22 protein-coding genes and 1 pseudogene are annotated in these 21,830 nt (G+C 73.8%); 10 read left to right on the top strand and 13 right to left on the bottom strand.

Features of this window, described 5'->3' with window-relative positions:
• Nucleotides 1-158 precede the first annotated feature (158 nt).
• Nucleotides 159-536 (top strand): annotated as a pseudogene (locus tag FRADC12_RS00975) (steroid 3-ketoacyl-CoA thiolase); the annotation flags it as partial.
• Nucleotides 537-861: 325 nt separating this feature from the next.
• On the top strand, nt 862-1,806 hold the full coding sequence (locus tag FRADC12_RS00980) for an oxidoreductase (protein WP_084011244.1): 945 nt from the start codon (nt 862-864) through the stop codon (nt 1,804-1,806).
• A 309-nt stretch (nt 1,807-2,115) separates the two neighbouring features.
• On the opposite strand, the gene FRADC12_RS31915 is transcribed toward FRADC12_RS00980, so the two are convergent.
• Nucleotides 2,116-2,292, bottom strand: coding sequence for a hypothetical protein (locus FRADC12_RS31915; protein ID WP_198153177.1), 177 nt, complete (start codon nt 2,290-2,292; stop codon nt 2,116-2,118).
• A gap of 36 nt (nt 2,293-2,328) precedes the next feature.
• Here FRADC12_RS31915 and FRADC12_RS32680 point away from each other — a divergent pair, with 36 nt between their 5' ends.
• Nucleotides 2,329-2,619 carry a hypothetical protein gene (locus FRADC12_RS32680; protein WP_232303524.1) on the top strand — a complete coding sequence of 97 codons (291 nt, stop codon included), beginning with the start codon at nt 2,329-2,331 and terminating at the stop codon, nt 2,617-2,619.
• Here the strand turns inward: FRADC12_RS32680 and FRADC12_RS32685 are convergent.
• The 10 genes from FRADC12_RS32685 to FRADC12_RS01035 form a co-directional block, all read right to left on the bottom strand.
• Nucleotides 2,616-2,756, bottom strand: a complete 141-nt coding sequence (locus FRADC12_RS32685) for a cytochrome P450 (protein WP_232303525.1) — start codon at nt 2,754-2,756, stop codon at nt 2,616-2,618. The two genes, FRADC12_RS32680 and FRADC12_RS32685, sit on opposite strands and share 4 nt — an antisense overlap.
• Before the next feature lie 248 nt (nt 2,757-3,004).
• Nucleotides 3,005-3,784 carry a TylF/MycF family methyltransferase gene (locus tag FRADC12_RS00995; protein ID WP_232303526.1) on the bottom strand — a complete coding sequence of 260 codons (780 nt, stop codon included), beginning with the start codon at nt 3,782-3,784 and terminating at the stop codon, nt 3,005-3,007.
• Between the two features lie 228 nt (nt 3,785-4,012).
• A complete protein-coding gene (locus tag FRADC12_RS01000; protein ID WP_045875198.1) occupies nt 4,013-5,005 on the bottom strand; it encodes a thioesterase domain-containing protein in 993 nt (330 codons plus the stop codon).
• The gene (locus FRADC12_RS01005; RefSeq protein ID WP_045875199.1) at nt 4,987-5,457 is read right to left on the bottom strand and encodes a hypothetical protein; all 471 of its coding nucleotides are present in this window, start codon (nt 5,455-5,457) and stop codon (nt 4,987-4,989) included. The genes FRADC12_RS01000 and FRADC12_RS01005 overlap by 19 nt, the downstream gene beginning before the upstream one ends.
• Complete coding sequence (locus tag FRADC12_RS27970; protein ID WP_157488657.1) at nt 5,450-6,094, bottom strand: hypothetical protein; 645 nt, start codon at nt 6,092-6,094, stop codon at nt 5,450-5,452. Before FRADC12_RS27970 ends, FRADC12_RS01005 begins: the two co-directional genes overlap by 8 nt.
• 2 nt (nt 6,095-6,096) lie before the next feature.
• Complete coding sequence (locus FRADC12_RS01015; RefSeq protein WP_045875200.1) at nt 6,097-6,312, bottom strand: hypothetical protein; 216 nt, start codon at nt 6,310-6,312, stop codon at nt 6,097-6,099.
• Nucleotides 6,313-6,315: 3 nt separating this feature from the next.
• Nucleotides 6,316-6,936 carry a GTP-binding protein gene (locus FRADC12_RS01020; RefSeq protein ID WP_045875201.1) on the bottom strand — a complete coding sequence of 207 codons (621 nt, stop codon included), beginning with the start codon at nt 6,934-6,936 and terminating at the stop codon, nt 6,316-6,318.
• Nucleotides 6,917-7,294, bottom strand: a complete 378-nt coding sequence (locus FRADC12_RS01025) for a DUF742 domain-containing protein (protein ID WP_045878892.1) — start codon at nt 7,292-7,294, stop codon at nt 6,917-6,919. Before FRADC12_RS01025 ends, FRADC12_RS01020 begins: the two co-directional genes overlap by 20 nt.
• 9 nt (nt 7,295-7,303) lie before the next feature.
• The gene (locus tag FRADC12_RS01030) at nt 7,304-7,696 is read right to left on the bottom strand and encodes a roadblock/LC7 domain-containing protein (RefSeq protein ID WP_013425682.1); all 393 of its coding nucleotides are present in this window, start codon (nt 7,694-7,696) and stop codon (nt 7,304-7,306) included.
• Nucleotides 7,680-10,382: a sensor histidine kinase gene (locus FRADC12_RS01035; protein ID WP_084011245.1), complete on the bottom strand. Its 2,703-nt coding sequence runs from the start codon at nt 10,380-10,382 to the stop codon at nt 7,680-7,682. Before FRADC12_RS01035 ends, FRADC12_RS01030 begins: the two co-directional genes overlap by 17 nt.
• Before the next feature lie 820 nt (nt 10,383-11,202).
• On the opposite strand from FRADC12_RS01035, the gene FRADC12_RS01040 reads away from it, so the two are divergent.
• From FRADC12_RS01040 to FRADC12_RS01065, 6 genes are all read left to right on the top strand, one after another.
• Nucleotides 11,203-12,195 (top strand): helix-turn-helix transcriptional regulator, encoded by a 993-nt coding sequence (locus FRADC12_RS01040; RefSeq protein ID WP_045875202.1) that lies wholly within the window; start codon nt 11,203-11,205, stop codon nt 12,193-12,195.
• Nucleotides 12,196-12,232: 37 nt separating this feature from the next.
• Nucleotides 12,233-13,006, top strand: coding sequence for a LysM peptidoglycan-binding domain-containing protein (locus FRADC12_RS27975; protein WP_052710618.1), 774 nt, complete (start codon nt 12,233-12,235; stop codon nt 13,004-13,006).
• Nucleotides 13,007-13,092: 86 nt separating this feature from the next.
• A complete protein-coding gene (locus tag FRADC12_RS01050; RefSeq protein ID WP_045875203.1) occupies nt 13,093-14,502 on the top strand; it encodes a protein kinase in 1,410 nt (469 codons plus the stop codon).
• A 41-nt stretch (nt 14,503-14,543) separates the two neighbouring features.
• Nucleotides 14,544-15,212: a class I SAM-dependent methyltransferase gene (locus tag FRADC12_RS01055; RefSeq protein WP_045878895.1), complete on the top strand. Its 669-nt coding sequence runs from the start codon at nt 14,544-14,546 to the stop codon at nt 15,210-15,212.
• 354 nt (nt 15,213-15,566) lie between these two features.
• Nucleotides 15,567-16,271 carry a TetR/AcrR family transcriptional regulator gene (locus FRADC12_RS01060; RefSeq protein ID WP_045878896.1) on the top strand — a complete coding sequence of 235 codons (705 nt, stop codon included), beginning with the start codon at nt 15,567-15,569 and terminating at the stop codon, nt 16,269-16,271.
• Between the two features lie 22 nt (nt 16,272-16,293).
• Complete coding sequence (locus FRADC12_RS01065; RefSeq protein WP_198152747.1) at nt 16,294-16,839, top strand: hypothetical protein; 546 nt, start codon at nt 16,294-16,296, stop codon at nt 16,837-16,839.
• Between the two features lie 56 nt (nt 16,840-16,895).
• On the opposite strand, the gene FRADC12_RS01070 is transcribed toward FRADC12_RS01065, so the two are convergent.
• Nucleotides 16,896-18,380: an MFS transporter gene (locus FRADC12_RS01070; protein ID WP_232303527.1), complete on the bottom strand. Its 1,485-nt coding sequence runs from the start codon at nt 18,378-18,380 to the stop codon at nt 16,896-16,898.
• Between the two features lie 388 nt (nt 18,381-18,768).
• Between FRADC12_RS01070 and FRADC12_RS01075 the strand changes: the two genes are divergently transcribed.
• Nucleotides 18,769-19,821 (top strand): alpha/beta hydrolase, encoded by a 1,053-nt coding sequence (locus FRADC12_RS01075; RefSeq protein WP_045875205.1) that lies wholly within the window; start codon nt 18,769-18,771, stop codon nt 19,819-19,821.
• A gap of 135 nt (nt 19,822-19,956) precedes the next feature.
• Here the strand turns inward: FRADC12_RS01075 and FRADC12_RS01080 are convergent, their stop codons facing one another.
• Nucleotides 19,957-21,780: an asparagine synthase-related protein gene (locus tag FRADC12_RS01080; RefSeq protein WP_045878898.1), complete on the bottom strand. Its 1,824-nt coding sequence runs from the start codon at nt 21,778-21,780 to the stop codon at nt 19,957-19,959.
• Nucleotides 21,781-21,830 lie beyond the last annotated feature (50 nt).

A 21,830-nucleotide genomic window follows, 5' to 3' on the forward strand; every position in this document is an offset into this window, starting at 1 on the left:
CCACTGACACCGCTCGACCGCCAATCCCGCCGCCCCTCGACAAGGTCACAACCGGGTCAGCTGGATCTCACAACGATCGACGCGACGCAGGGAACCAGAAGCACCAGGGGGGCGTGTCCACCCGAGGACATTAGGTGGCAGCCGGGGAAGGCGTCTCTGGGCTGCGGCCCCGGGCCCGGCTGCACAGCTTCGCGGTCGTCGGCGACGACCCGCTGCTGATGCTCACCGGCATCACCCCGGCGACCGAGAAGGTGCTGGCGCGCGCGGGCCTGCGCCTCGACGACATCGACACCTTCGAGGTCAACGAGGCGTTCGCGAGCGTCGTGCTGGCCTGGCAGGCCGAGACGGGGGCCGACCTGGCCAGGGTCAACGTCAACGGGGGCGCCACCGCGATCGGCCACCCGCTCGGCGCCGGCGGCGCCCGCCTGAGGACCACCCTGCCCTCGGTCCTCGAGCAGACCGGCGGCCGCTCCGGCCTGCAGACCATGCGCGAGGGCGGCGGCGTGGCCTACGCGACCATCATCGAACGGCTCTGATCCTTGACCGCGCCGATCTCATAACCGCGCCGGCCTCGAACTGGGCTGACATCCAGCACTGGACAACGGGCGGCCGTCCTGATTTCGGGGCGGCCGCCCGCCGCGTGCGCGGAAGTCCCGTATCGCCCGCTACCGGCTCGGACGGCTACCATGCGCTCATCTCCTGAGCGCGGATATAGACCCATTTCGCGTGACAGGAAGCACCAGCCCATGAGATGGCGCATGTGGCACGTGCGGTGGCAGGTCCGAGGATCTTGTTCATCTCACGGCCGGCAGGTCGTCGAACCGGGGCTGAACCTCGTCTTCGTGGATCGTGGAGGCCGTCGTGGTCGAAGTGCCCGTGCAGCGACGCTGGAGCGCGGTCGACGTACCCGACCTGACCGGGAAGTCGGTCGTCATCACGGGAGCGAACTCGGGGCTCGGCTTCGAGGCGGCCAAGGTGCTGGCCGGGCGCGGCGCGACGGTCGTGCTGGCGTGCCGGAACCCGGGCCGGGCGCAGGGCGCGCTGGACCGCATCCGCGCCGTCACCCCCGGCGCGGACGTGTCCACGCTGGAGCTGGACCTCAACTCGCTCGCCTCGGTGCGCAAGGCCGCCGAGGCGGTGCTGGCCGACCGGCCGGTCATCGACCTGCTCATCAACAACGCCGGCGTGATCATGCTGCCGTACGGCCAGACCGAGGACGGCTTCGAGCAGCATCTCGGGATCAACCACCTGGGGCACTTCGCCTTCACCGGGCTGGTGCTGGGCGCCATCCGGGCGGCCGAAGCCGGCCGGGTCGTGACGGTCGGCAGCAACGGGCACCGGATGGGCAAGCTCGACTTCGAGGACCTCGACTTCAAGAACGGCTACAAGCCGCTGCGGGGCTACGGCCGCTCGAAGCTCGCGAACCTGCTGTTCGCCTACGAGCTGGACCGCCGGCTCACGGCGGCGGGCCTGTCGGCCCGGTCGCTCGCCGCGCATCCCGGCGGCGCGAACACCGACGCCGGCGGCTTCGGCGGTGACGGCGCGCTGAAGCGACACCTCAAGCGGTTCATCGACCACGTCCCCAACCCGATCGTGCAGCCGGCCCACAAGGGCTCCCTGCCCATCCTTCGGGCCGCGACGGACCCGGCGGCGAAGGGCGGCACGTACTACGGCCCGTCCGGGCTGCTGAAGATGACCGGGCGCCCGGTCCCGAACTCGTCCAACGCGGCCTCGCGGGACGCCGACGTCGCCGCGCTGCTGTGGGAGCACTCGGAGCGGCTGACCGGAGTCACCTACTCGTTCTGACCCCGTAAGATCCTCGGCCGTGGCGTCCCGTTCCGTCCCGCGCAGCAAGACGAGCACGGTCGAGCTCGTGCGCACGATCCTCGCCACCGAGCACCGGGCCGGCGGCTCGCGCCGGCTGCGCGCCGCCCAGGGCGCCGCTGGACCTGACCGGCAAGAAGGCGATCGTCACCGGGGCCGGCGGCGACGGGCTGGGCCACGCGATCGCCAACCGCCTCGCCGGTTCCGGTGGAGAAGCCCTGAGCCGCCGCGGCCTGGAGATCCTCTCGGCCGCCTACGAGTCACCGGGCCGGCCGCGCCCCACCGTCCGGGTCAGGTGGTCTGCACAGTCGGCGGATGCCCGTTCCAGGCCACGTAGCAGGACGACGTGTCGTCGTCCCGGCTGAAGTCGGCCCGCAGCCAGCCGTCCGCCTGCCAGGCCTGGACCCGCCAGCCCTGGTCCGGGACGGCCGACACCAGCCGGGCCGAGGTCGCGGAGATCTCCAGCACGACCCGGCCGCCGCGCAGCTGGTAGGTCCTGAGTCGTTGTTCGCCGCGGCGACGCTGAGCACCAGCATGTCGCCGGCCTGGATGCGCTGGCTGCCGAGCTGGCCCGTGCGCACCGCCCAGCGGCCGGTGAAGCCGGCGACCGGCGGGTCCTCCCAGAGGACCTCGGACATCGCCTGCCCGACGCTGCGGCGCCCGCCGGCCAGCGGCGTCGCGAACCGGGCGTCCGCCAGCAGCAGCCGCAGGGTGTTCCCGATCCAGTACGCCACCGGCTGCTGCGCGGAGGCGATGACCGCGAAGAGATCCTGGAGCGCCTCGTCGTCCCGCTAGGCCGCCCGATGCCACAGCAGCCGGGAGATCGTGTCGAAGCCCTCCCCCTGGCGTTGCTGCTCGACTAGTCGGGTCATCAGCGCCATGAGCCGGCCATAGGCGGCAAGTGCTCCCGCCCCGTGGTCGAAGAGCGTCACCAGGCGGCCCGCTGGTCGGCCTGGCCTGGCCGGGCCGGACGCCGGCGTTCGGCCGGGCCTTGGTCGTCAGATCGGTCATCGCGCCATCTCCCCCTGCGCCGATTTCAGGCGCTACGTTCTGTGGCGATGTCGGCGATCGCGCGCGACCGCGAGATCCGGGTGGCCGGCCCGGGCGGACGTCTCTCGCAGGCGGGCGAGGTCGGCGAGCCAGGTCCGGTGACCTGGCAGCCATTTCATCCGGCCGGGCGTCACGCCGTCGCTGGAAGCCTCCAGAACACCGCGTCCTGGTCGATCTGTTCCATGGGCTCGGTGACGGACCGCGCCGCGCGGAAATCGTGCACCGCCTCCTTGCAGGTGTGCAGGTGGTAGTCGTCGATGATGACGAAACCGCCCGGCGACACCTTGTGATACAGGTTGGTCAATGCGTCCATGGTCGACGCGTACAGGTCGCCGTCCAGGCGCAGAACGGCGATCCGCTCGATCGGCGCGGTGGGCAGGGTGTCAGCGAACCAGCCTTTGAGAAACCGGACCTGATCGTCGAGCAGGCCGTAGGCCTCGAAGTTCGCCTGGACCTGCTCAAGTGAGATCGCCATCACGTGGTTCGCCATATGCCATGGGATCTGCCGATCAAGGTCATGACCGTCTTCGCCAGTGACCGGCATCCCCTCGAAGGAGTCGACCGCCCACACCGAGCGGTCGGTCACTCCGAACGCGCGCAGCACGGCCCGCATGAAAATGACCGTCCCACCGCGCCAGACGCCGGTCTCAACGAGATCTCCGGGAATGCCGTCGCCGATCACCGTGGTGATGCATTCCTGCACGTTGTCCAGGCGGAGACGGCCGACCATGGTGTGAGCGACGCTTGGCCAATCCTGGCCGGTGGCACGACGTGAGGAGTCGTAGTCGTGCACGGGCTGGATCGGGTTGGGAATCGGTGCATCCCGATAGATCGTGTTCGGGAGGACCCGCTTCATCAGGTCCAGGTAAAGATCGGCAGCTCGGGCAGTCGCCTGCGGAGCGAGCGTCACGTGGTCGTCCAATCTCGCGGACCCGGGCCCGCGCGGAGGGAAGGCAGGTGACTAGCTGGCCAGCACGATACTGGGATGATCACCCCGCCGGTCCTGATTCCCGGCAATCCGGAACCTTCCCGCGCGCGAGACAACAGATTTAGCGCGATTCGGACCGGACGCCGCGGTGCGGCTCCGATACAGGAGGTGCCGCGGTCCCGGCAGATGCCCGCACCGCGGCGACGAAAATCACGACACGCTGACCTGCAGGTCGTCGGCCCACCCCACCGGCCCGCGGCGGCCTACGGGCGCCGGCCTGGCGACCGGCTTCGCCTCCACGGTCGTGGTCACAGCGAGCGGCCAGGGGAGGATGGGCGCCACGTCCGATGACGGCGTCGAGAGCTGGCCCCGCACGGTGGGCGATGGCATCACGTAGTGGCGGACGATGCCGGCGACATCGTGCAGCGCCGGGCCGGCGAACAGGCTCGGCCGGTCGGTGGCCACGACGTGCAGGCGAAGGCCGGCAAGCCGGACGCGCTCCCACCCAAGGCAGGGCAAGGTGTGCCGAGCGATCTGCGACGGCAGTCCCCATACGTTGGACCAGTCCGCCGACCGGATCAGGACGACCCGCAGGTCCGACGGCCCGGGCTGGTAGGCGGCGAAGGCGCGGACCGCGGCGGAGTAGACGCCGGTCGCGGCGATGATGTGCTCCTCGTAGCGGTCCGGTTCGGCTGCTCCCAGCGCGCGGGCGATGCGGGCGCCCTGCGCGGCGAGCGGCGCGGCGTGGTCGACGCCGCAGCGGCAGGCGCCCTGCCAGCGGCAGGCCAGGTGTCGCAACCGGGCCAGCTCCCGGACCGCGAGCACCGGTTCCGCCGGCACCGGCGGGTGACCGGCCAGCGGCAGCACGGTGTCGAGGAGGATCACCGGGCCGACCGGCTGGCCGAGACCACGCAGCAGCCGGGCCAACTCGTAGGCAACGTGCCCGCCGGACGCGTAGCCGGCGATCTGGTAGGGCCCGAAGGGCTGGGCGACCAGCACGCCGGGCAGCAGGTGGACGGCCATCGCCAGCACGTCGTCGAGCGGGGGTCTCTCGCCGGCACGGCCCGGCAGGACCAGGCCACGGCACGGCACCTCGGGACCGAGGGCGCCCGCCAGCGGCAGTCCAGGGTGCGGAGGCCCTTCCAGCCCGCCGACGAGGAACAGCGGGGCCGGACGGCCCCTGGTCAGACGGGCCGAGCCCATTCGACGGTCACGCACCCCGCCGCGACCCGGCCCAGGCCGGCGGCCTTCGCGACCGCGAACGCGGCGGCGGCGGACGACCGGGTGTGGCCACCCGCGCACGCGGGCTGGCGGGAGACGGGTAGGGGACACGGACGGCCGTGGACAGGCCCATCCGGCCGATGAGCAGGGCCACTCGGTTGCCGCGGGCGCGCACGGCGGCTCGCCACTCGACGGGGATGGTGTGCGGGAGCCGCTCGATCCCGGCCCTGCCGCCGGGTCGCGAGCGCGTGCGAGGGCACCGGGCCGACCAGCTCCCCGGGCACCAGCGACGTCGGGTCGCCGCCGATCAGGCCGCCCTCGTCCAGGCAGATCTGGCACCGGTACCGGCTGGGATGCGGGCCGCACCGCAGTTCGTCGAGCAGGTCCGCCGGCAGCAGGCGCGCGACCATGGCGTCGACGCGCAGGTCACGCATCTCCGCCGCCTCCCGGCACCAGGTCGCCGCGGCGTCCGCCGGACAGTGGGTGGTGGACCAGGTCGCCGAGCTCCCCGGACGCGGCCCCGGCGGGCGCGGCGATCCGCGCCGCGGTGAGCAGCGCCTGCGCCGCCGGCACCCATTCCGCCCCAGGCGCGCCGAGCATGCCCCCGATCGCGGCCCACTGGTCGACGATGTGCGCGAGCATGGCCGCGACGTAGGGCGGCATCCGGACGACGACGGCGGGCAGCAGGCTCCCGGCCGGGTACTCGGCCTGGATCAGCTGACGCCGATCGACCGCGACCTCGAACTCCAGCCCCGGCTCGTCGTCGCCGCCGTCGGGCAGCGGGAGGGCGAGGTCGACCAGCTCGGGCACGTCCCGGGCGAGCGGCAGGGCGTCCCGCCCGGCGCACAGCAGCGCCTGGGCGAGGGCCAGCCACGGCGACGCACACCCGCTCATGATCGCGAAGATGGTGTTCCAGTCGTCGACCAGATGGGCGAGGCCGCCGGCCGTGTACGGCGGCATCCGGACCGTGACGGCGGGCAGGACCGTGCCGGGCGGCAGGCCGGCCCGGATCAGGTGCACCCGGTCCACGTACAGCTCGGCCTCGACTGTCTCCAGCCAGGTGGCGGCCACGGTCAGCACCCTTCCGCCGCAAGCCGGGCGGTCTGGCGACGCTGCGGCGGGGTCAGGGCCGCGTCGCACGCCAGCGCCACCAGGTTCGCCTCGGCCCAGGAGGCCGGCACCGGCGTGTGGCCGAGCCGGTCCGCACCAGCCGCCGCCACGGTGCTCAGCGCGGCGGAGCTGGCCGCGGCACCGGTGATCAGGACACGGCGGGACTGCGCGGACGGCATGGCTCAGCTCCTTGTCGGCAGTGGGCTGTGGGCGGCGCGCGCCTCCTCGGCGAGCGTCGCTTCGAGGGCGTGGCCCACCAGCGCGACCAGCGCGGACCGGGTCGACGGCTGGTTGCGCGCGTCGCAGGTCACCACCGGATGGTCGATGTCGAGCGCCCCGCGCACGTCGGAGAGCGGATGGACGGTCGCGCCCTCGAACTGGTTGACCGCGACGACGAAGGGCAGCTTGCGGTCCTCGAAGAAGTCGATCGCCGCGAAGCTGTCCTCCAGCCGCCGGGTGTCGGCCAGCACCACCGCGCCGACGGCGCCGAGCGTCAGCTCGTCCCACATGAACCAGAAGCGGTCCTGGCCAGGGGTGCCGAACAGGTAGAGCACCACATCCTGTTCGGGCAGGGTGATCCGGCCGAAGTCCATCGCCACGGTCGTCGTCGTCTTCCCGGCGACCTTGGAGGTGTCGTCGACGCCGACCGAGGCCGCCGTCATGTGCGCCTCGGTCCGCAGCGGGGGGATCTCGCTGATGGAGCCGACGAAGGTCGTCTTACCGACGCCAAACCCGCCGGCAACGATGATCTTCAGGGGGATGGTGGTGGGCTCGGTGTCTGGTCTAGAGCCGCTGTAGGCCATCGAGGACCTTTCGGAGCAGTTCGGAGTCGGGCCGCCAGTCGGGGCGCTCGGGCCGATGCACCGCGACGAAGCCGGCGGAGGCCATGTCTGCGACCAGCACCTGGGCCACGCCCAGGGGCAGGTCGAGATGGGCCGAGATCTCCGCCACCGACTGCAGGTGGCGGCACAGGAAGGCGATCTCGCGCTGCTCGGGGGGCAAGGACGGGCTACGGGCGGCGCCCAGTCCCCGGCTGGTGGTGGCCACCAGGGCGACTATCTCCAGCGTCGAGGTCGGACGGGTCCGCCCGCCGGTCACGGCGTACGGGCGCACGACCGGTCCGGCCTCCGCCTCGGGCAGCTCGTCGTCGCCCCGGGACACCACACGCTCCTAAGCGGTCGCGCGAATCGGCGGGGTAAGGGCTTGGCCGGCCCTGGTCACCAGCCGCGCCATCTCGAAGGCGATCAGCCCCGGGTCGGCGGTCCCGGCGGCGGAGACGGCCAGACACGCGCCGTCGCCGATCGCGGAGACGAACAGGTAGCCGCTGTCCATCTCGACGATCGTCTGGCGCACGTCGCCGCCGTCCATGTACCGGGACGCGCCGAGCGCCAGCGAGCGGAACCCGGAGGCGACGGCGGCGATCTGGTCGCCGCCCTCGCGGCTGAGCGCCGCCGACCGCGCGAGCTGCAGGCCGTCGGCGGACAGCGCGACCGCCCAGTGGACGTCGGCGATCCGCCGTTCCAGGTCGTTCAGCAGGAAGTCGAGGTTACCGGTGGGTGGCATCGCCAGTCCTTTCGTCATCGCGGGCCGCGGGCAGTCCCTGCCCCTGCTGGAAACCAGCACGGAAAGAGGTCACCAGCCGCCGGGCCTTCTCCGGGTCGGGCTCGTTGCGGGCCGGGCCGCCGGGTGCGGGTACCGGCCGGCCGCCACGCAGCGCGTCGGAGAGGTTGACGCCCCGGCGCCGATGGGGCAGGTGGCCCAGCGGCGGGTCCGTCGGTACCGGCCGGACCGCACGGGCAGCCGGGAGGTCTGGAACCGGGCCGGGCACGTGCGCCGCCGGGACCGGCCGGGGCGGCACCGGCCGGGGCGCCGGCGGGACGGGCCTCGGGGCGACCGGGGGCAGCGGAGCCGTCGGCGGCGGCTGGGGCGCCACCGGCACCGGGCCGCGCGTCCAGTCGGCGGCGACCGTGTCGAAGACGGGCAGACCATCCGCCCGGCCGCCGGGCGCGCCGGCCGGGGCGCCGTTAGGAGCGCCATGGGGCCCGCCGTTGGGTGCGCCGTTGCGCGCGGGCGGCGGGGCGAAGAAGGCGGCCCGGACCACCGCCGCCTCCGGCACGTCGCCGGCGTCGGCGTCGGCGTCGGCGAGCGGCCTGGGACGCCGCTCGGCCGGGCGCGCCTCGCCGAACCGGGCCGCGGGCCGCGGCTCCTCGAACCGACTGCCCGGCCAGACCTCCTCGCCGGGCCGGCCGCGGATCGGCATCGGCGGGAGCGGCGGCTCCTCGTAGCCGGCGCCAACCATGTCCAGCCGGTCGAACGCGTTCATCCGCGCCAGCGCGGCGCGCAGCGGCTCGTCGTCCGGCACGTCCGGCTCGTCGCCGAGATCGGCCTCGGCGAGCACGCTCGACGGCAGCAGCGCGATGGCCGTCACCCCGCCGTAGGGGCTGCGCGCCAGTTCCACGCTGATCCCGTGGCGGGCCGCGAGGTTCGCGACGACCCACAGGCCCAGCTTGTCGCCTTCGGACTCGGAGTTGAACGGTGGCGGGTCGGCCAGCCGGTGGTTGAGCTCGAGCATCGTCGCGGCGACGATCCCGACGCCCCGGTCGGTGACCTCGATCGCCACGCCGGTGCCGACCCTGCTGGCGCTGACCATCACCGGGGTCCGTTCCGGCGACATCTGGCAGGCGTTCTCGATCAGCTCGGCCAGCAGGTGAATCACATCGCCGACGACCGGGCCGACGAGGCGGTCCTCGACCGTCGTGGCCGCCTCGACCCGGGTGTAGGACTCGACCTCGGCGACCGCGGCCCGCATGGAGTCGATCACCTTCACCGGCTGGCGGAACACCCGGGACGGGCGGCCGCCGGACAGCGCGATCTGGCCCTCGACCTCCCGGCGCATCCTGGTCGCCAGGTGGTCGAGGCGGAACAGCCGCTCCAGCATGTCCGGGTCCTGCTGGTCGCGCTCCAGGTCCGTGATCAGGCTGAGCTGCCGATGAATCAGGGCCTGGCTACGGCGGGCCAGGTTGCGCATCGACGACGAGAGCGAGTGCTGCGCGGCGACCTCCATCGCCGAGTTCACGGCGGCGGTGTAGACGTCGTGCATCGCCTTCGCCACGTCACCGATCTCGTCGTCCGACTCCAGGTCGGTGCCGTCGTCGAAGGTGTGGTCCAGCGGACGGCGCTCCCTGATCGCGGCGGTCACGGCGGGCAGCCGCTCCTCGGCGACCGCGACCGCGCCTTCGCGCAGGGCGCGCAGCTGGCGGACCAGCCGCCGGGCGATCACCACGGACACGCCCACCGCCAAGGCCATGATCAGGGCGGCCCCAAGTCCCACCAGCCACGCCCGGGTGGTCGCGGCCGAGGCCAACGAGCTGCTGCGGTGGGTGAGGTCCGCCGTGATCTGTGCCTCGACGCCACGCAGCTGGTTGATCTCGGAGCCGACGTTGGCGATCCACTGCAGGGGGTCGATGTCGATCGGCTTGCCGGCCTGGGCCTCGGCGAGCACCTTGTCCCGCATCGCGACGGCAGGTCCGCGGGCGGGGGCGACCTGCTGGTCGTACAGCTGGCGCTGGGCGGGATCGGCCGCGGCAGTGAACTGGGACATCCACGCGGCCTCGCTGCCCTCGGCAGCGCGGATGCGGGCGACGTTGCCGTCGATCTGGTCGTGCAGGAAGACGGTCAGCGAGACGTAGCCGCGCTGCTGGGCGACCTGCTCGGTCAGGTTCGAGATCGCGGTCAGCGCCGTGACGGTGCGGACCACCGCCTGGTCACTCGCGCCGACGCCGACCTGCGCGGCGGTCACGCCCAGCCAGGAGGCCACGATGCCGTTGAAGGCGTCACCGACCGGGCCGATGACCGCGGTCTTGGCGTCGATGCTCTTGCGGACCACCGACAGCTGGGCCATCTGCTTCTCGGCCGTGGCCAGGGCGGTGCGCAGCCGGGAGTCATCAGGCGTGCTCCCGGCCAGCACCTGCGCGTAGGCCTTGTCGACCGGCGCACGTGACGCCGAGGAGTCAGCCAGACCGACGCGGTACCCCGAGGCCACCCAGGTCGAGTCGGTGTACCGCTCCTGCGCCAGTGCCCGTACAAGCCCGTTCACCCGGATCGTCAGCTCAGCGGCGGACCTGGTCCGCGACGCGGCGTGCGCGGTGCGCACCTGCGCGGCGACCAGGAACGCGCTGAGCGCGACGACGGTCAGAAGCGGCACCACCAACGCGGCGGCGAGCCGGTACCGAACCGGCCATCGCTCCATGTCCACTCCCCTCACCGGCACGCAAATGCCGCAAATCGGGCACGCACATGCCGGAGCCGACCCACGGACGATCGGAGAAGTCCCGACCCGCGACAGAGATGGTCTCGGAGGGGCTACGGCCGCCTGCTCCCACGCGGACGGGGGAGCACCGCGTGGAAGCCGAAGCCAGCCCCGGCGTGGCCGAACATAACTGGTAACCAAACGTGCGCATAGGTCGCGGATGTGGCCAGAGTCCGCCAACTTTTCGTGACGTGGCGTGACCCCGCCAACCGGCACGACCTCCGGGCCGCGGGAAACGCCGGCTGCCGGCGGCCAATCCGAACTTCTCGAGCCCTGTCTCCCGGGACCCCTGTCGGACGGCTCAGTTCACCGCCGAGTCCGATGGTCGGCACGCAGAGTCAGGCCGTTTCGTGATGGCGCATCGTTTGACAGGAAGCGGCCAGATCAGGTGACGGCGCCCGAGCAGGGCGCGAACCCCAGGCCCCCGGCAGCCACAGCCACGAGCCAGAGGGCAACAAACACGACAAACCCAACCATGGAACGACCAGCCCACACCGCGCTGGCGCACCACGCGACACGCCGAGCACGGGGCGCAGCTCCACATACGTGGCGCGATCACGCCAGGTTGTCCTGACCACGCCAATTACGGACCATAGGGATAGCACCGACCGCCGCAATCGCGGTACCGTCCGCGCACACCAAGCGGCTGGCCGTAAGCCAGCGAACACCGCCCCCTGCCCCGGAGCTCGATGGCACGCAGCACCGACCGTCGTCAGGACCAGACCAGACCAGACCACAACGACTCGTAGAAGAGCACCAAGTGAGCGACCTGGACCTGGGGTTCCTCGAACTCAGCCCCACCGGCCTCGCGATCTGGGAACAGGTGGCGCTGCACCCGTTCTCGTCCGCCGAGGCCATCGCCGAGCTGCTCGGCACCACCCCCGACGAGGTGGACGTCGAGCTGCGCGCCCAGTCGGAGCGCGGCCAGGTCCGTTGCGTCGGCGGCACCTGGGTCGCCCAGGACCTCGCGGCCTGGCTCGACGCCCTGCACGCGCGGGCGCAGGCCGAGCAGGCCACGGCCGCCGCCGAGCGGGCCCGGCAGCGCGCCGACCTGCTGCGCAGCCACCTGCCGTCGATGCACCGCCAGGGCACCCGCAAGCTGGTGGGCGGCGACGGCAGCGAGATGATCAGCCACGCCGACGTGAACATCCGCATCGTCGAGCTGGTCGAGCAGGCCACCCACAGCCTGCGGTTCATGCTGGCCGGCCTGATGAGTTTCGGGCAGAACACCCCGGTCATCGAGGCCATGATCCGCGCGGCCGGCCGCGGCGTGCAGCTCAGCAGCGTCTGGACGCCGGAGTGCATCGAGGCGGCGCGGCGCGGCGCGGCCGGCCGGCTCCCCCCGCTCGGCTGGGTCAGGTCCAACCCGGACGTGCCCTACCGCGCGGTCCTCAAGGACGACGAGTCGATCCTGGTCCAGCGCTTACCGAACGACCTCACCAGCGGCGCGCTCGTCATCACCCACCCACCGACTGTCGCCCTCTACGCCCAACAGATCGACGCGCTGTTCGCCGACGGGGAGCACCTCGTCCCGTCGGACCCGGCCGAGTTCCGCCAGCGCCAGAAGGACAGCCAGATCATCCAGCTGATCGCCGCCGGCACCACCAACAAGGGGATCGGCGCCCAGATCGGCTACTCCGAACGCACGGTCCAGCGCCGCATCAGCGAGCTGATGGCCAAGTACGAGGCGAGCAGCAGGATCGAGCTCGTCGTCAAGGCAGGCGACCTGCTTCCCCCGTCGCAGTCGGCCTGAGCGTGAGAACACCCGAGACGAAGCGAGGCGGACGAGGATGAGAACGACCAGACGGCCCGAGCACCCCGTCCTCGTCGCCGCCCTGGCCGGCGGCGTCGCGGCGGCCACCGGCCTGCTGACCGCGGGACCGGCCTCGGCGGCCGACGTCTCGCCCACCCCGCAGCCCCCGACGGCCACGGCACCGGCGAGCACCCCGGACGACGCCCCGACCAGCATCACCATCCCCGCGTTCGTCCTCACGCCGGTCTCCTCGCCGGCACCGAGCAGCCCGGCCGCCGCCGGCACCGCGGCCCCCACGCCCGCGCCGACCCCGGACGCGTCCCGCACGGCCACGCCGATGCCGACGACGCCGGACTCCCCGACCAGCACCGCCAGCCCCGCGAGCCCGACGAGCCCGACGAGCCCGGCCGGGACGCCTGCCGGCGAGCCCACGGCCGACCCGACCCCGAGCCCGGCGCCGTGGACCCCGACGGTCGTCGACAGCGCTCCGGCGACCGAGGCCGCCGGCGGGCAGGCGGCGACCTCGCCGGACGCGGGCTGGCCGAACCTGGCCCCGCCCTTCAGCTCCGTGCCCGTCTCGGCACCAGCACCGGCGGCGCCGACGCCGGCGGACCGCAGCTTCGACCCGCAGGTCGTCCAGCGCGGCGACTCGTTGTGGACGATCGCCGCCCGCCACCTCGGCCCGGGCGCGTCCGACGCCCAGATCGCGGCTGAGTGGCCGCGGTGGTGGGCCGCCAACCGGGCCGTGATCGGCTCCGACCCGAACATACTGCACGTCGGCGAGCAGCTGCAGCCGCCGGCCGCGGCCTGACCGGTCCCGTGCCGCCGCCGCGCGCCCAGGCTGGCCAGCGCCCGCCGCCTGGGCCGCCAGTCAACGTGCCGCCGTCGGTACCAGGGGTGGCGGCACTCGGGCCGTCCTCGGGCGACGCCGGCGTCGGGCAGGAGTGGGCCGGCACGTGGGAGCACGGCGACCTCCCGTGCACCGTGCGGCTCACCCGCGTCCCGGCTGGTTCGGCCGACCGGGAGAACGCGACCGACGCGGCCCGCCGGCTCACGTCGCTGAACCACGCCCATCTGGTGCCGGTGCTGGCTGTGCTGGAGACCGGCCGGGGGCTCGCCGTCGTCTCGGCCGCCGTGCCGAGCGCGATCAGCCTGGGCCGGCTGCTCGCCCGCCGGCCGCAGCTGAGTCCTGGCGAGGCCGTCACCATCGGCCTGCCGATCGCGCAGGCGCTCGCCGCGGCGCACGCGGCCGGTCTCGGCCACGGCAGCCTCACCGCGGCCGACATCCTGCTCGAACCGAACGGCAGGCCGCACCTCGCCGGTGTCGGCATCGCCGAGCTCGCCGTCCCCCGGCCCGGGCCCGACCCCGACACCGGGCCGGCCGACGTCAATGCCCTCGCCGCCCTGCTGCGCGACGCGATCAGCGGCGCCGCCGGCCCGGACGCCGCGGCGGTCGCCGTCGTCGTCTCGACCGCGCTGGTCCCGGACCCGGCCAAGCGGCCGACCGCGGCCCAGCTGGCCGACGCGCTGGCGCACAGCACCCGGCCACTCCCGGTCCAGCTCGCCGTGCCGCCGCCACCCGCGCCTACGGCCGCGCGGCCGGCCTCCGGCGGCCAGGCCGAGGACGGCGGACCAGCCGAGCCACCCGCCCCGCGGGCACCCGCCCCGGCCCAGGCGAGCCGCCCCCCGCGCCCACGCCAACCGGCCGACGGCCCCGCCGGCGCACCCGCCGGCCGGACGTGGGAGCCGCGCGGGGGCGCGGCGCACCCCGCCCGCCGGCCGCTGCGCCGGCAGCTCGCGGTCTGGGCGGCCACCGTCGTCGCGGCCGCCGCGGCCGTCGCGGTGATCGCCACCGTCGTGGCGGTCGCCGCCAAGCCGGCGGGCGATCACGGCGGCGCGGCGGCACCGCCGAGCCAGTCGGCCGAGCAGGCCTGGCGCGATGTCCTCGCCGGGCTGGAGGCCGCCCGCGGCCGGGCCTTCCAGGTGGCGGACCCCGCCGCGCTCGACGACGTCGACCAGAACGGCAGCGCCGTCCACACCGCCGACCTGGCCCTGATGCGCGACACCACCAGCAGGGGTGCACACGTCTCCCAGCTGACGACGCGGATCCTCGCGCTGCGGGTCCAGCAGACCAGCGCGGACCAGGTCTGGCTGGTGGTCACCGAGCAGACCGGCGCCTACGACTTCCTCGACTCTGACGGCGCGGTGCTCGCCCACCAGGACGCGTCCGCCCCCGCCCGCAGCGACGTCACCCTGGTGCGCACCAACGCGGGCTGGCGGATAGCCGACCGAGTCCCGGTCGGCTGATAGCCGCCTTCGCCCCGCCCCGCGCCTCTAGGGTGGCATTCGTGGATCACACCGCGCCCGACCGCCACTGGGTCAGATGGCACCGGCAGTACGACGTCGAGGGCTCGTCGTTGCGGCGGCGGCTCGCGCTGGTCCAGCGCCGGGTCGGGCAGGCGCTGGACGCGCAGCCGGCCGGGGAGATCAGGGTGCTGAGCATGTGCGCCGGCCAGGGCCGCGACCTGCTCGGGGTACTGCCCGGCCACCCGCGGCGCGGGGACGTCCGCGCGACGCTGGTCGAGCTCGACGCCGACCTCGCCGCCGAGGCCACACACGTCGCCCGCGCCGCCGGGCTGGACGGTGTGCGGGTCGTCGTGGGCGACGCCGCCGACGCGGGGCTGTACAACTACGTCGCCCCTGTGCACCTGGCCCTCGTGTGCGGCGTGTTCGGGAACCTCAGCGACACGGACGTCCAGCGCACCGTCGAGCAGCTGCCCCGGCTGTGCCAGCCGGGAGCAACCGTGATCTGGACCCGGCACCGCCGCTCCCCCGACCTCACGCCCCGGGTGCGGGGCTGGTTCGCCGACGCGGGTTTCGACGAGGTGGGCTTCGACGTCGAGGACGGCTATCTCATCGGCGTCGGAACCCACCGGCTCGCCGGCCCCGCCCTGCCCTACCAGCCGGACGCCCACCTGTTCGACTTCGTCGGCGACGGCGGTGACGGCCACCGGTAGAAGCGGTTCCGCACCCCGAACCGCGTTTGCGGAAAGGCGAACTAGTTTTCTACGTCGATGTCGATTTATTGAAAGGTAGTGTCGCTACCGGCCCTGCCTAGAGCCTCTCCACTCCCCTGACCAGCCCCGTCAGGGGAGCCCGACGGCAGGGCCAACCCCTGGGAGGACGCGGCCGGACGGCGGCTTCGGCGCCGTGGTCGATCGTCCCCGTGCCTGAGGGCGCCGCAGGGCGGCGCGCCTCGTGTGGCGTGCCCAGCGCGGGCTCCCCTCACTACGATGAGCAAGATCCTGTCCAGCGAGGGCAGACAGCGGCAGCGTGCCCGCACGGCTCGCGTCGCCCAGGAGGGAGCCACGGTGTCCGAAGGAACCGACCGCGTCGAGCAACGGGCCGCCATCCCGAACGCCACCCGCGGCTGGCAGGGCGCGCCCAGGAAGACGCGGCGCGGCACCGGGCGCACCAGCCGCGGCCGCCAGACCCGCAACCAACTGCTCGACGCGGCCCGCCTCGTCTTCGAACGCGACGGCTTCCTCCAGGCCCGCGTCGCCGACATCTGCGACGAGGCCGGCGTCTCCCACGGCTCCTTCTACACCTACTTCGTCTCCAAAGAAGAAATCTTCCGCACCCTCGTCGACTCCATCGAGCTCGACCTGCTCACCGTCGAGCCCGCGTCCGAGGACGACCACGACCCGGTCGGGCGCATCCGCGCGGCGAACGAGCACTACCTGCGTGCCTACGCGGCCAACGCGGGCATCATGCGCGTCATCCACCAGGTCGCCACGATCGACGTCGAGGTCTGGCGCATCCGCTTCCAGCGCCAGGACGCCTTCGCGCACGCCATCGAGCGGCGCATCCGCCGCCTCCAGGCCGACGGGCTCGCGGACCCGGCCGTCGAGCCCTACTACGCGGCCCAGGCCCTCGGCGGCATGGTCGCCTACTTCGCCGAGCTGCTGTTCAGCTCCCACGAACCGGTCGAGGCCGATCCCGACACCGCGATCGAGGCGCTCACCCGCATCTGGATCAACGCCCTCGGCATCGGCGACCGCGGCCCGCGCGGCTAGCGGCCCGGGCGCGAAGAAGGACATGGACCGCGTGGACGCGCAGGACAGCCTCGGCCGGCCGGCCGCCGCCCGCCACGGCTGGCGGGCCGGCATGCTGGCGCTCGCGCGCAACCCGGCCGGATCGATCTACGGCACGGTCCTCGCCGACTCGGTGCTCGCGGTCGAGGCCGAACGACAGACGACGCTGAGCGACCTGATCTACGCCGAGCTCATCACGGTGCTCATCTACTGGCTCGCCCACGTGTACGCCGCGTTCCTCGGCTCCCAGCCGCACGTGGGCCGCCGGGGCTGGCTGCGCCGGCTGGGCGAGACGATGTCCCACGAGTGGTCGCTGGTCACGGCGTCGTTCGTCCCGCTGCTCGCGGTCCTGCTGGCGTCGGCCGCCGGCGCGTCGGTGCAGACCGCGTCGCTCGCTGGCATGTGGACAGGCGTCGGCTCGCTGATCCTGTGGGGGGAGATCGCCGGCCGGCAGGGCGGCAGCGGCACCTGGGCCTCGCTCGCCTACGGCCTCGTCTCGGGCGCGTTCGGCGTCGCGCTGATCCTGATGCGGGTCCTGCTGCTGCACTGACCCGCCGGCCACGCCACCATGGTCAACGCGGTCACAGCGCACGGGAGAATATCCGACTACCCGCAGGCATCGCGGTCGCTCTCCGCATCACGACCGCGTCCATCCGGCGTGGCCCTCTGCTGGTCCACCGCCGTCAGGGGGCTCGCGATGTCCTCCAGGGAACGGCCTGCGGCCTCGACACCAAGGGCGAGCTCGGCGACGCCGCCGAGCGCCATCGCGCCGGCTCCGACGAGGAAGCCGACCATGACCGGGCCGGTGCGACCGGTCTCGATGAGCCGGCCGAACAGCAGCGGCCCGGTGATCCCGCCGATGGCCGTCCCGGCCGCGTAGAAGAACGCGATGGCGAGCGCGCGGGTCTCCATCGGGAAGATCTCGCTGACCGTCAGGTACGCGGCGCTGGCCCCGGCCGAGGCGAAGAAGAACATCACGACGACGCCGGACAGGAACGTCCAGGCGCCGAGCAGTCCGGCGTGGACCAGGACTCCCAGCGCGGCCGCGAGCACGGCGGCGGCCAGGTAGCTGGAGGCGATCATCGGGCGGCGCCCCACTGTGTCGAACAGCCGGCCGAGCACCAGCGGGCCGGCGCAGTTGCCCAGCGCGTACACGACGAAGAACACCGGGACCGACGACGAGTCGACGCCGTAGAACGTCGAGAGCAGTGTGCCCAGGTCGAAGGTGACCGCGTTGTAGAGAAAGGCCTGGCCGACGAAGAGCGCGAGGCCCAGCGCGGCCCGGCTCCGGTGCGTCCTGGCGATGGCCGTCACGACCGCGCCGAGCCCGACCTTCTCCCGCGGGCGGATCTCGATCCACCCGGCAGGCGGGGGCAGCGGGGCACCAGTCTCCCGCGCGGCCGCGTCCTCGACGCCCGCGACGATCCGCTCAGCCTCGGCACCCCGCCCGTGGATGATCAGCCAGCGTGGGCTTTCCGGGACGTTGCGGCGCACGACGAGAATCAGCAGCCCCAGCGACGCGCCGAGCCCGAAGCTCAGCCGCCAGCCGACGTCGACGGCGAACAGCGACTCGGACAGCAGCAGGACCGCCAGCCCCGCTCCCCCCGCCGAACCGAGCCAGTAGGAGCCGTTGATGAGCAGATCCACCCGGCCGCGGACCCGCGCCGGGATCAGCTCGTCGACGGCGGAGTTGATCGCCGCGTACTCACCGCCGATGCCGGCGCCGGTGACGAAGCGGCACAGGAAGAAGAACCAGGGCGTCCACGAGAACGCGGCCGCGGTCGTCGCCACGATGTAGACACCGAGGGTCACGAGAAACAGCCGCCTGCGGCCGAACCGGTCGGTGAGCTGGCCGAAGAACAGCGCTCCCAGGCAGCTGCCGAGCACGTAGACCGCGGCGGCCCGGCCGATCCCTGCCGCCGAGAGCGCGATCCCGCTGTCCGCCTCGGTCAGCCGCGGCCCGACGGCGCCGATCATCGTGACCTCGAGGCCGTCGAGAATCCAGACGGCGCCGAGCCCGACCACCACCAGCCGGTGGAACCGGGCCCACGGCAGTTGGTCGAGCCGGGCCGGAACCGCCGTCCGTACCACCGGGGCCTCGTCACACATCTCACCGGGCAGGCTGCACCACGGCGGCCGGCACCGCGGGTGGGCGCGCCGGTCGAGCTACCGGACGGCCTCGCCGGAGCCGGCCGCCAGCTCGTCGCCCACCCGCGGTGCCGGCCGCCGAGATCTGCATGGAGACGTTGACGATGCCCGACGCCAGGCCCGCGTCCGCCGGTGGGACGTCGGCCAGCGCCAGCGTCGTCAGCGGGGACGCGACCTGCGGCGGTTCTCACGGTGCATCACCTCTGCCCGTTTGGCAGTGCGGTCCGCGTCCCGGACCGCTGAGCGGCTCGTGTGGCTGAGGCCGGCCAAGGCGTCGTGAGGCGGCGGGTTCGGGTCGCCTGCCGGGTTGTGGCGCGCTACAAATCTCGGCATGACCACCGCGACACCGCGCACGCCCTCGCCAGAAGCCCAGCCGGCCGCGGGCCCCGGTCCCGTCGGCCCACCGCCGCCGTTCGACGCGGAGATGGGCGCGGCGCTGGAAGCGCTGGCCGGCGTGCTGCCGATGGCGATCACGCCGGAGATGATCCCGCTGATGCGCGGCGGTCCCCAGCTCGGGCCGACGAACGAGGAGCTGGCCCGCGGCGGGGCCTTCACGATCACCGAGGTGGCCGTGCCCGGCCCGGACGGCGCGCCCGACGTGGCGCTGCTGGTCTGCCAGCCGGCGGCCGCGGCCATCGAGGCCGCCGGGGCCGACCCGGCCGCGGCCCAGCCAGTGGTCTACCACTCGCACGGCGGCGGCATGATCATCGGTGACGCCCGCTCCGGGCTGCCGGACATCCTCGACTGGGCCGAGGATCTCGGCCTCGTCGTCGTCTCGGTGGACTACCGGCTCGCGCCCGAGCACCCGCACCCCGCCCCGGTGGAGGACTGCTACGCCGGGCTGCTCTGGACCGCGGCACACGCCGCCGAGATCGGCGGCGACCCCGAGCGGCTGCTCGTCGCGGGCCTGTCCGCCGGCGGCGGCCTCTCGGCCGCGCTCACCCTGCTCGCCCGCGACCGCGGTGGCCCGGCCCTGATCGGCCAGGTCCTGATGTCGCCGATGCTGGACGACCGTAACGACACGGCCTCGGCCGTCCAGCTGGCCGGCCGGGGCATCTGGGACCGGTCGTCGAACGCGACCGGCTGGGGTGCCCTGCTGGGCGACGCCGCCGGGGGCGCCGACGTCTCCCCCTACGCCGCGCCCGCCCGGGCCGGCGACCTGTCCGGCCTGCCCCCGGCCTACATCGACGTCGGCTCCGCGGAGACCTTCCGCGACGAGGACGTCGCCTACGCCGCTCGGCTGTGGCGGTCCGGCGGCCAGGCCGAGCTGCACGTCTGGCCCGGTGCCTTCCACGGCTTCGACCTGCTCGCCCCGCACGCTGCCCTGACCCGCCAGGCCAAGGCCGCCCGCCTGCAGTGGCTCACCCGGCTGCTGGCCCGGTAGCGGGGGTCCTGCCGCGCGGGCCCGGGCGGCGCGGCGAAGTCGGCGATCACCACACTCTCCAGGATCGACTACGGACGCTGCTGATGGTGACGCCTGATTGCCTTTCGACTGCAGAGAGCAACAGTTGGGGTGGCCTCAGAGGCGCACCCCGCTCCGCGCGAGCCACATGTCCAAACCAACCAGCTGCCAGAGCGCCACCAGCCCGTGCTGCGGTTCGGGCGGCATCCGGCCGTCGCGAGCCGCCGCCACCGCCGTCGCCCACGCGGCCTCGGCGATCCCGAGGTCCACCCACCCGTCCTCGACCAGCGGTCCACCTGCCAGCATGCCGATCCCGCCCGCGTCCTCCACCGCGTCGACGAGCTCCAGGTCGAACCGCGCCTTGCCGCGCCGGGTCCGCACCGACTCGGGGAGCACGTCGCCGGCCGCCGCGCGCAGCACCGGTTTGGTCTCGCCGGGGCGGTACAGCGTCAGGCCCGGGGTGGACAAGGCCACCTCGATCACCCTGCGGTCGTGGAACGGGTGGCGCCAGTCGACGCCCGCGCCCGTGTAGAACGTCCGCGCCGTGTCGAGCAGCGGCAGCGACGAGCGCACCACCGCGAGCCGCCACCGCTCCCGCTGGTCGTACGACCGGAACAGGGCGGCGTCGGCGGCGTCCGCCGCGGCGAACCGGCCATCGAGGTCCAGCCCGCGCAGCCGTCGCGGCCGGATCCACGGCAGAGTCAGACGTTCGCCCGCGATGCCGCGGGGGAACGGGGCGAGCGCGTGGTGGCGCGCGACGGCGAGCCGGGTCCGCACCGACCGGGGGCTGATCCCGGCGCCGGTCTGCCGCCACAGCGGGCCGAGCCGGCCGGCCCGCCACAGGCCGGGCCAGTGGCTGCGCCACCCGGTGAGCCAGTCATCACCACCCTCGCCCGACAGCAGCACCCCAAGGCCCTCCTGGCGGGCCGCGGCGCTGACCGCCTCGGCGAGGGCGAGGTTCGGCCGGGGCGGCATGTCGAGGGTGTCGGCGGTCCACTGCCGCCAGCGGTCCCAGTTGTACGGCTCCGGCTTGACCCGCAGCACGGCCGTGCCGGTGTGCTCCTCGACCGCGTCGACCCACCGGGACTCGTCGTGCGACCGGCCCGGGAACACCATGCTGATCGGCACGACCCGGGCCGGGCCCCCGTCCCGGGCCGCCAGCCGGCTCGCGATCCCGGTGATCGTGCTCGAGTCGAGGCCGCCCGACAGCCCGATGGCCACCGATGCCCGCGACGTCGCGTCGTGGACGGCGGCGTCCAGCGCCGTGCGCAGCTCCCGGGCGGCGACAGGCAGCGGGGTAGCGCGCAGCGGCGGGACCACCGACAACAACGAGGTGAAGGGCCGCCGCGACGGTGCGCGGCCCGGGACCACCTCCAGCACGTGGCCGGCGGGCACCCGTTCGACCCCGAGCAGCAGCGTCTCGTGCAGGGAGGTCAGGTCGCGGGTCAGCGTCTCGGCGAGCACGGCCTCGTCGACCCGCAGCGGGATGCCGGCGGCCCGCAGCTGGCTCGGCTCGGTGCCGAACAGCAGCCGCTCGCCGGTGTGGTGCACCACCAGCCTGCGCATCGAGTGCGGGGACCGGGCCAGCACCAGCCGGCTGGTGGCCGGGTCGAAGACGGCCAGCGCCCAGTCGCCGAGCAGGTGGTCGAGGCAGGTCAGGCCGTATCTCCCCCAGGACTCGACGACCCGGCCGGACACCCCGCCGCTGCCTGGTCCGCCCGTGGACCAGCCGTCGACGACGGCGAGCAGCCCGTTCGGGGGGTGCGCGAGGTCGGCGGCGGCGCCGAGGCCCGGCCCGGGCGCCGCGGCGACGGCCAGCGGTCCCGCGGCGCGCAGGTGGACCGGGCCGCCGGCCGGGGTGGCCGACGTGGCGAGCATGGTCGCGGCCAGCTCGGTCGAGCCGGGCTTGCCGTCCAGGCGGAGCTCTCCGCAGAAGCTCATGACATCGGCCTCCGGTGGGTGGCGCCACATCGGCCGGGACCACACCGAGA

It is taken from the genome of Pseudofrankia sp. DC12, assembly GCF_000966285.1.
Taxonomy (GTDB): domain Bacteria; phylum Actinomycetota; class Actinomycetes; order Frankiales; family Frankiaceae; genus Pseudofrankia.

Coding starts and splice junctions, on each gene's coding strand:
- FRADC12_RS01000 (WP_045875198.1), bottom strand. CDS start 5,005: ATGGGCTCGGCCCGTCTGACCAGGGGCCGTCCGGCCCCGCTGTTCCTC.
- FRADC12_RS01005 (WP_045875199.1), bottom strand. CDS start 5,457: ATGCGTGACCTGCGCGTCGACGCCATGGTCGCGCGCCTGCTGCCGGCG.
- FRADC12_RS01015 (WP_045875200.1), bottom strand. CDS start 6,312: ATGCCGTCCGCGCAGTCCCGCCGTGTCCTGATCACCGGTGCCGCGGCC.
- FRADC12_RS01020 (WP_045875201.1), bottom strand. CDS start 6,936: ATGGCCTACAGCGGCTCTAGACCAGACACCGAGCCCACCACCATCCCC.
- FRADC12_RS01030 (WP_013425682.1), bottom strand. CDS start 7,696: ATGCCACCCACCGGTAACCTCGACTTCCTGCTGAACGACCTGGAACGG.
- FRADC12_RS01035 (WP_084011245.1), bottom strand. CDS start 10,382: ATGGAGCGATGGCCGGTTCGGTACCGGCTCGCCGCCGCGTTGGTGGTG.
- FRADC12_RS27975 (WP_052710618.1), top strand. CDS start 12,233: ATGAGAACGACCAGACGGCCCGAGCACCCCGTCCTCGTCGCCGCCCTG.
- FRADC12_RS01065 (WP_198152747.1), top strand. CDS start 16,294: ATGGACCGCGTGGACGCGCAGGACAGCCTCGGCCGGCCGGCCGCCGCC.
- FRADC12_RS01075 (WP_045875205.1), top strand. CDS start 18,769: ATGACCACCGCGACACCGCGCACGCCCTCGCCAGAAGCCCAGCCGGCC.
- FRADC12_RS01080 (WP_045878898.1), bottom strand. CDS start 21,780: ATGAGCTTCTGCGGAGAGCTCCGCCTGGACGGCAAGCCCGGCTCGACC.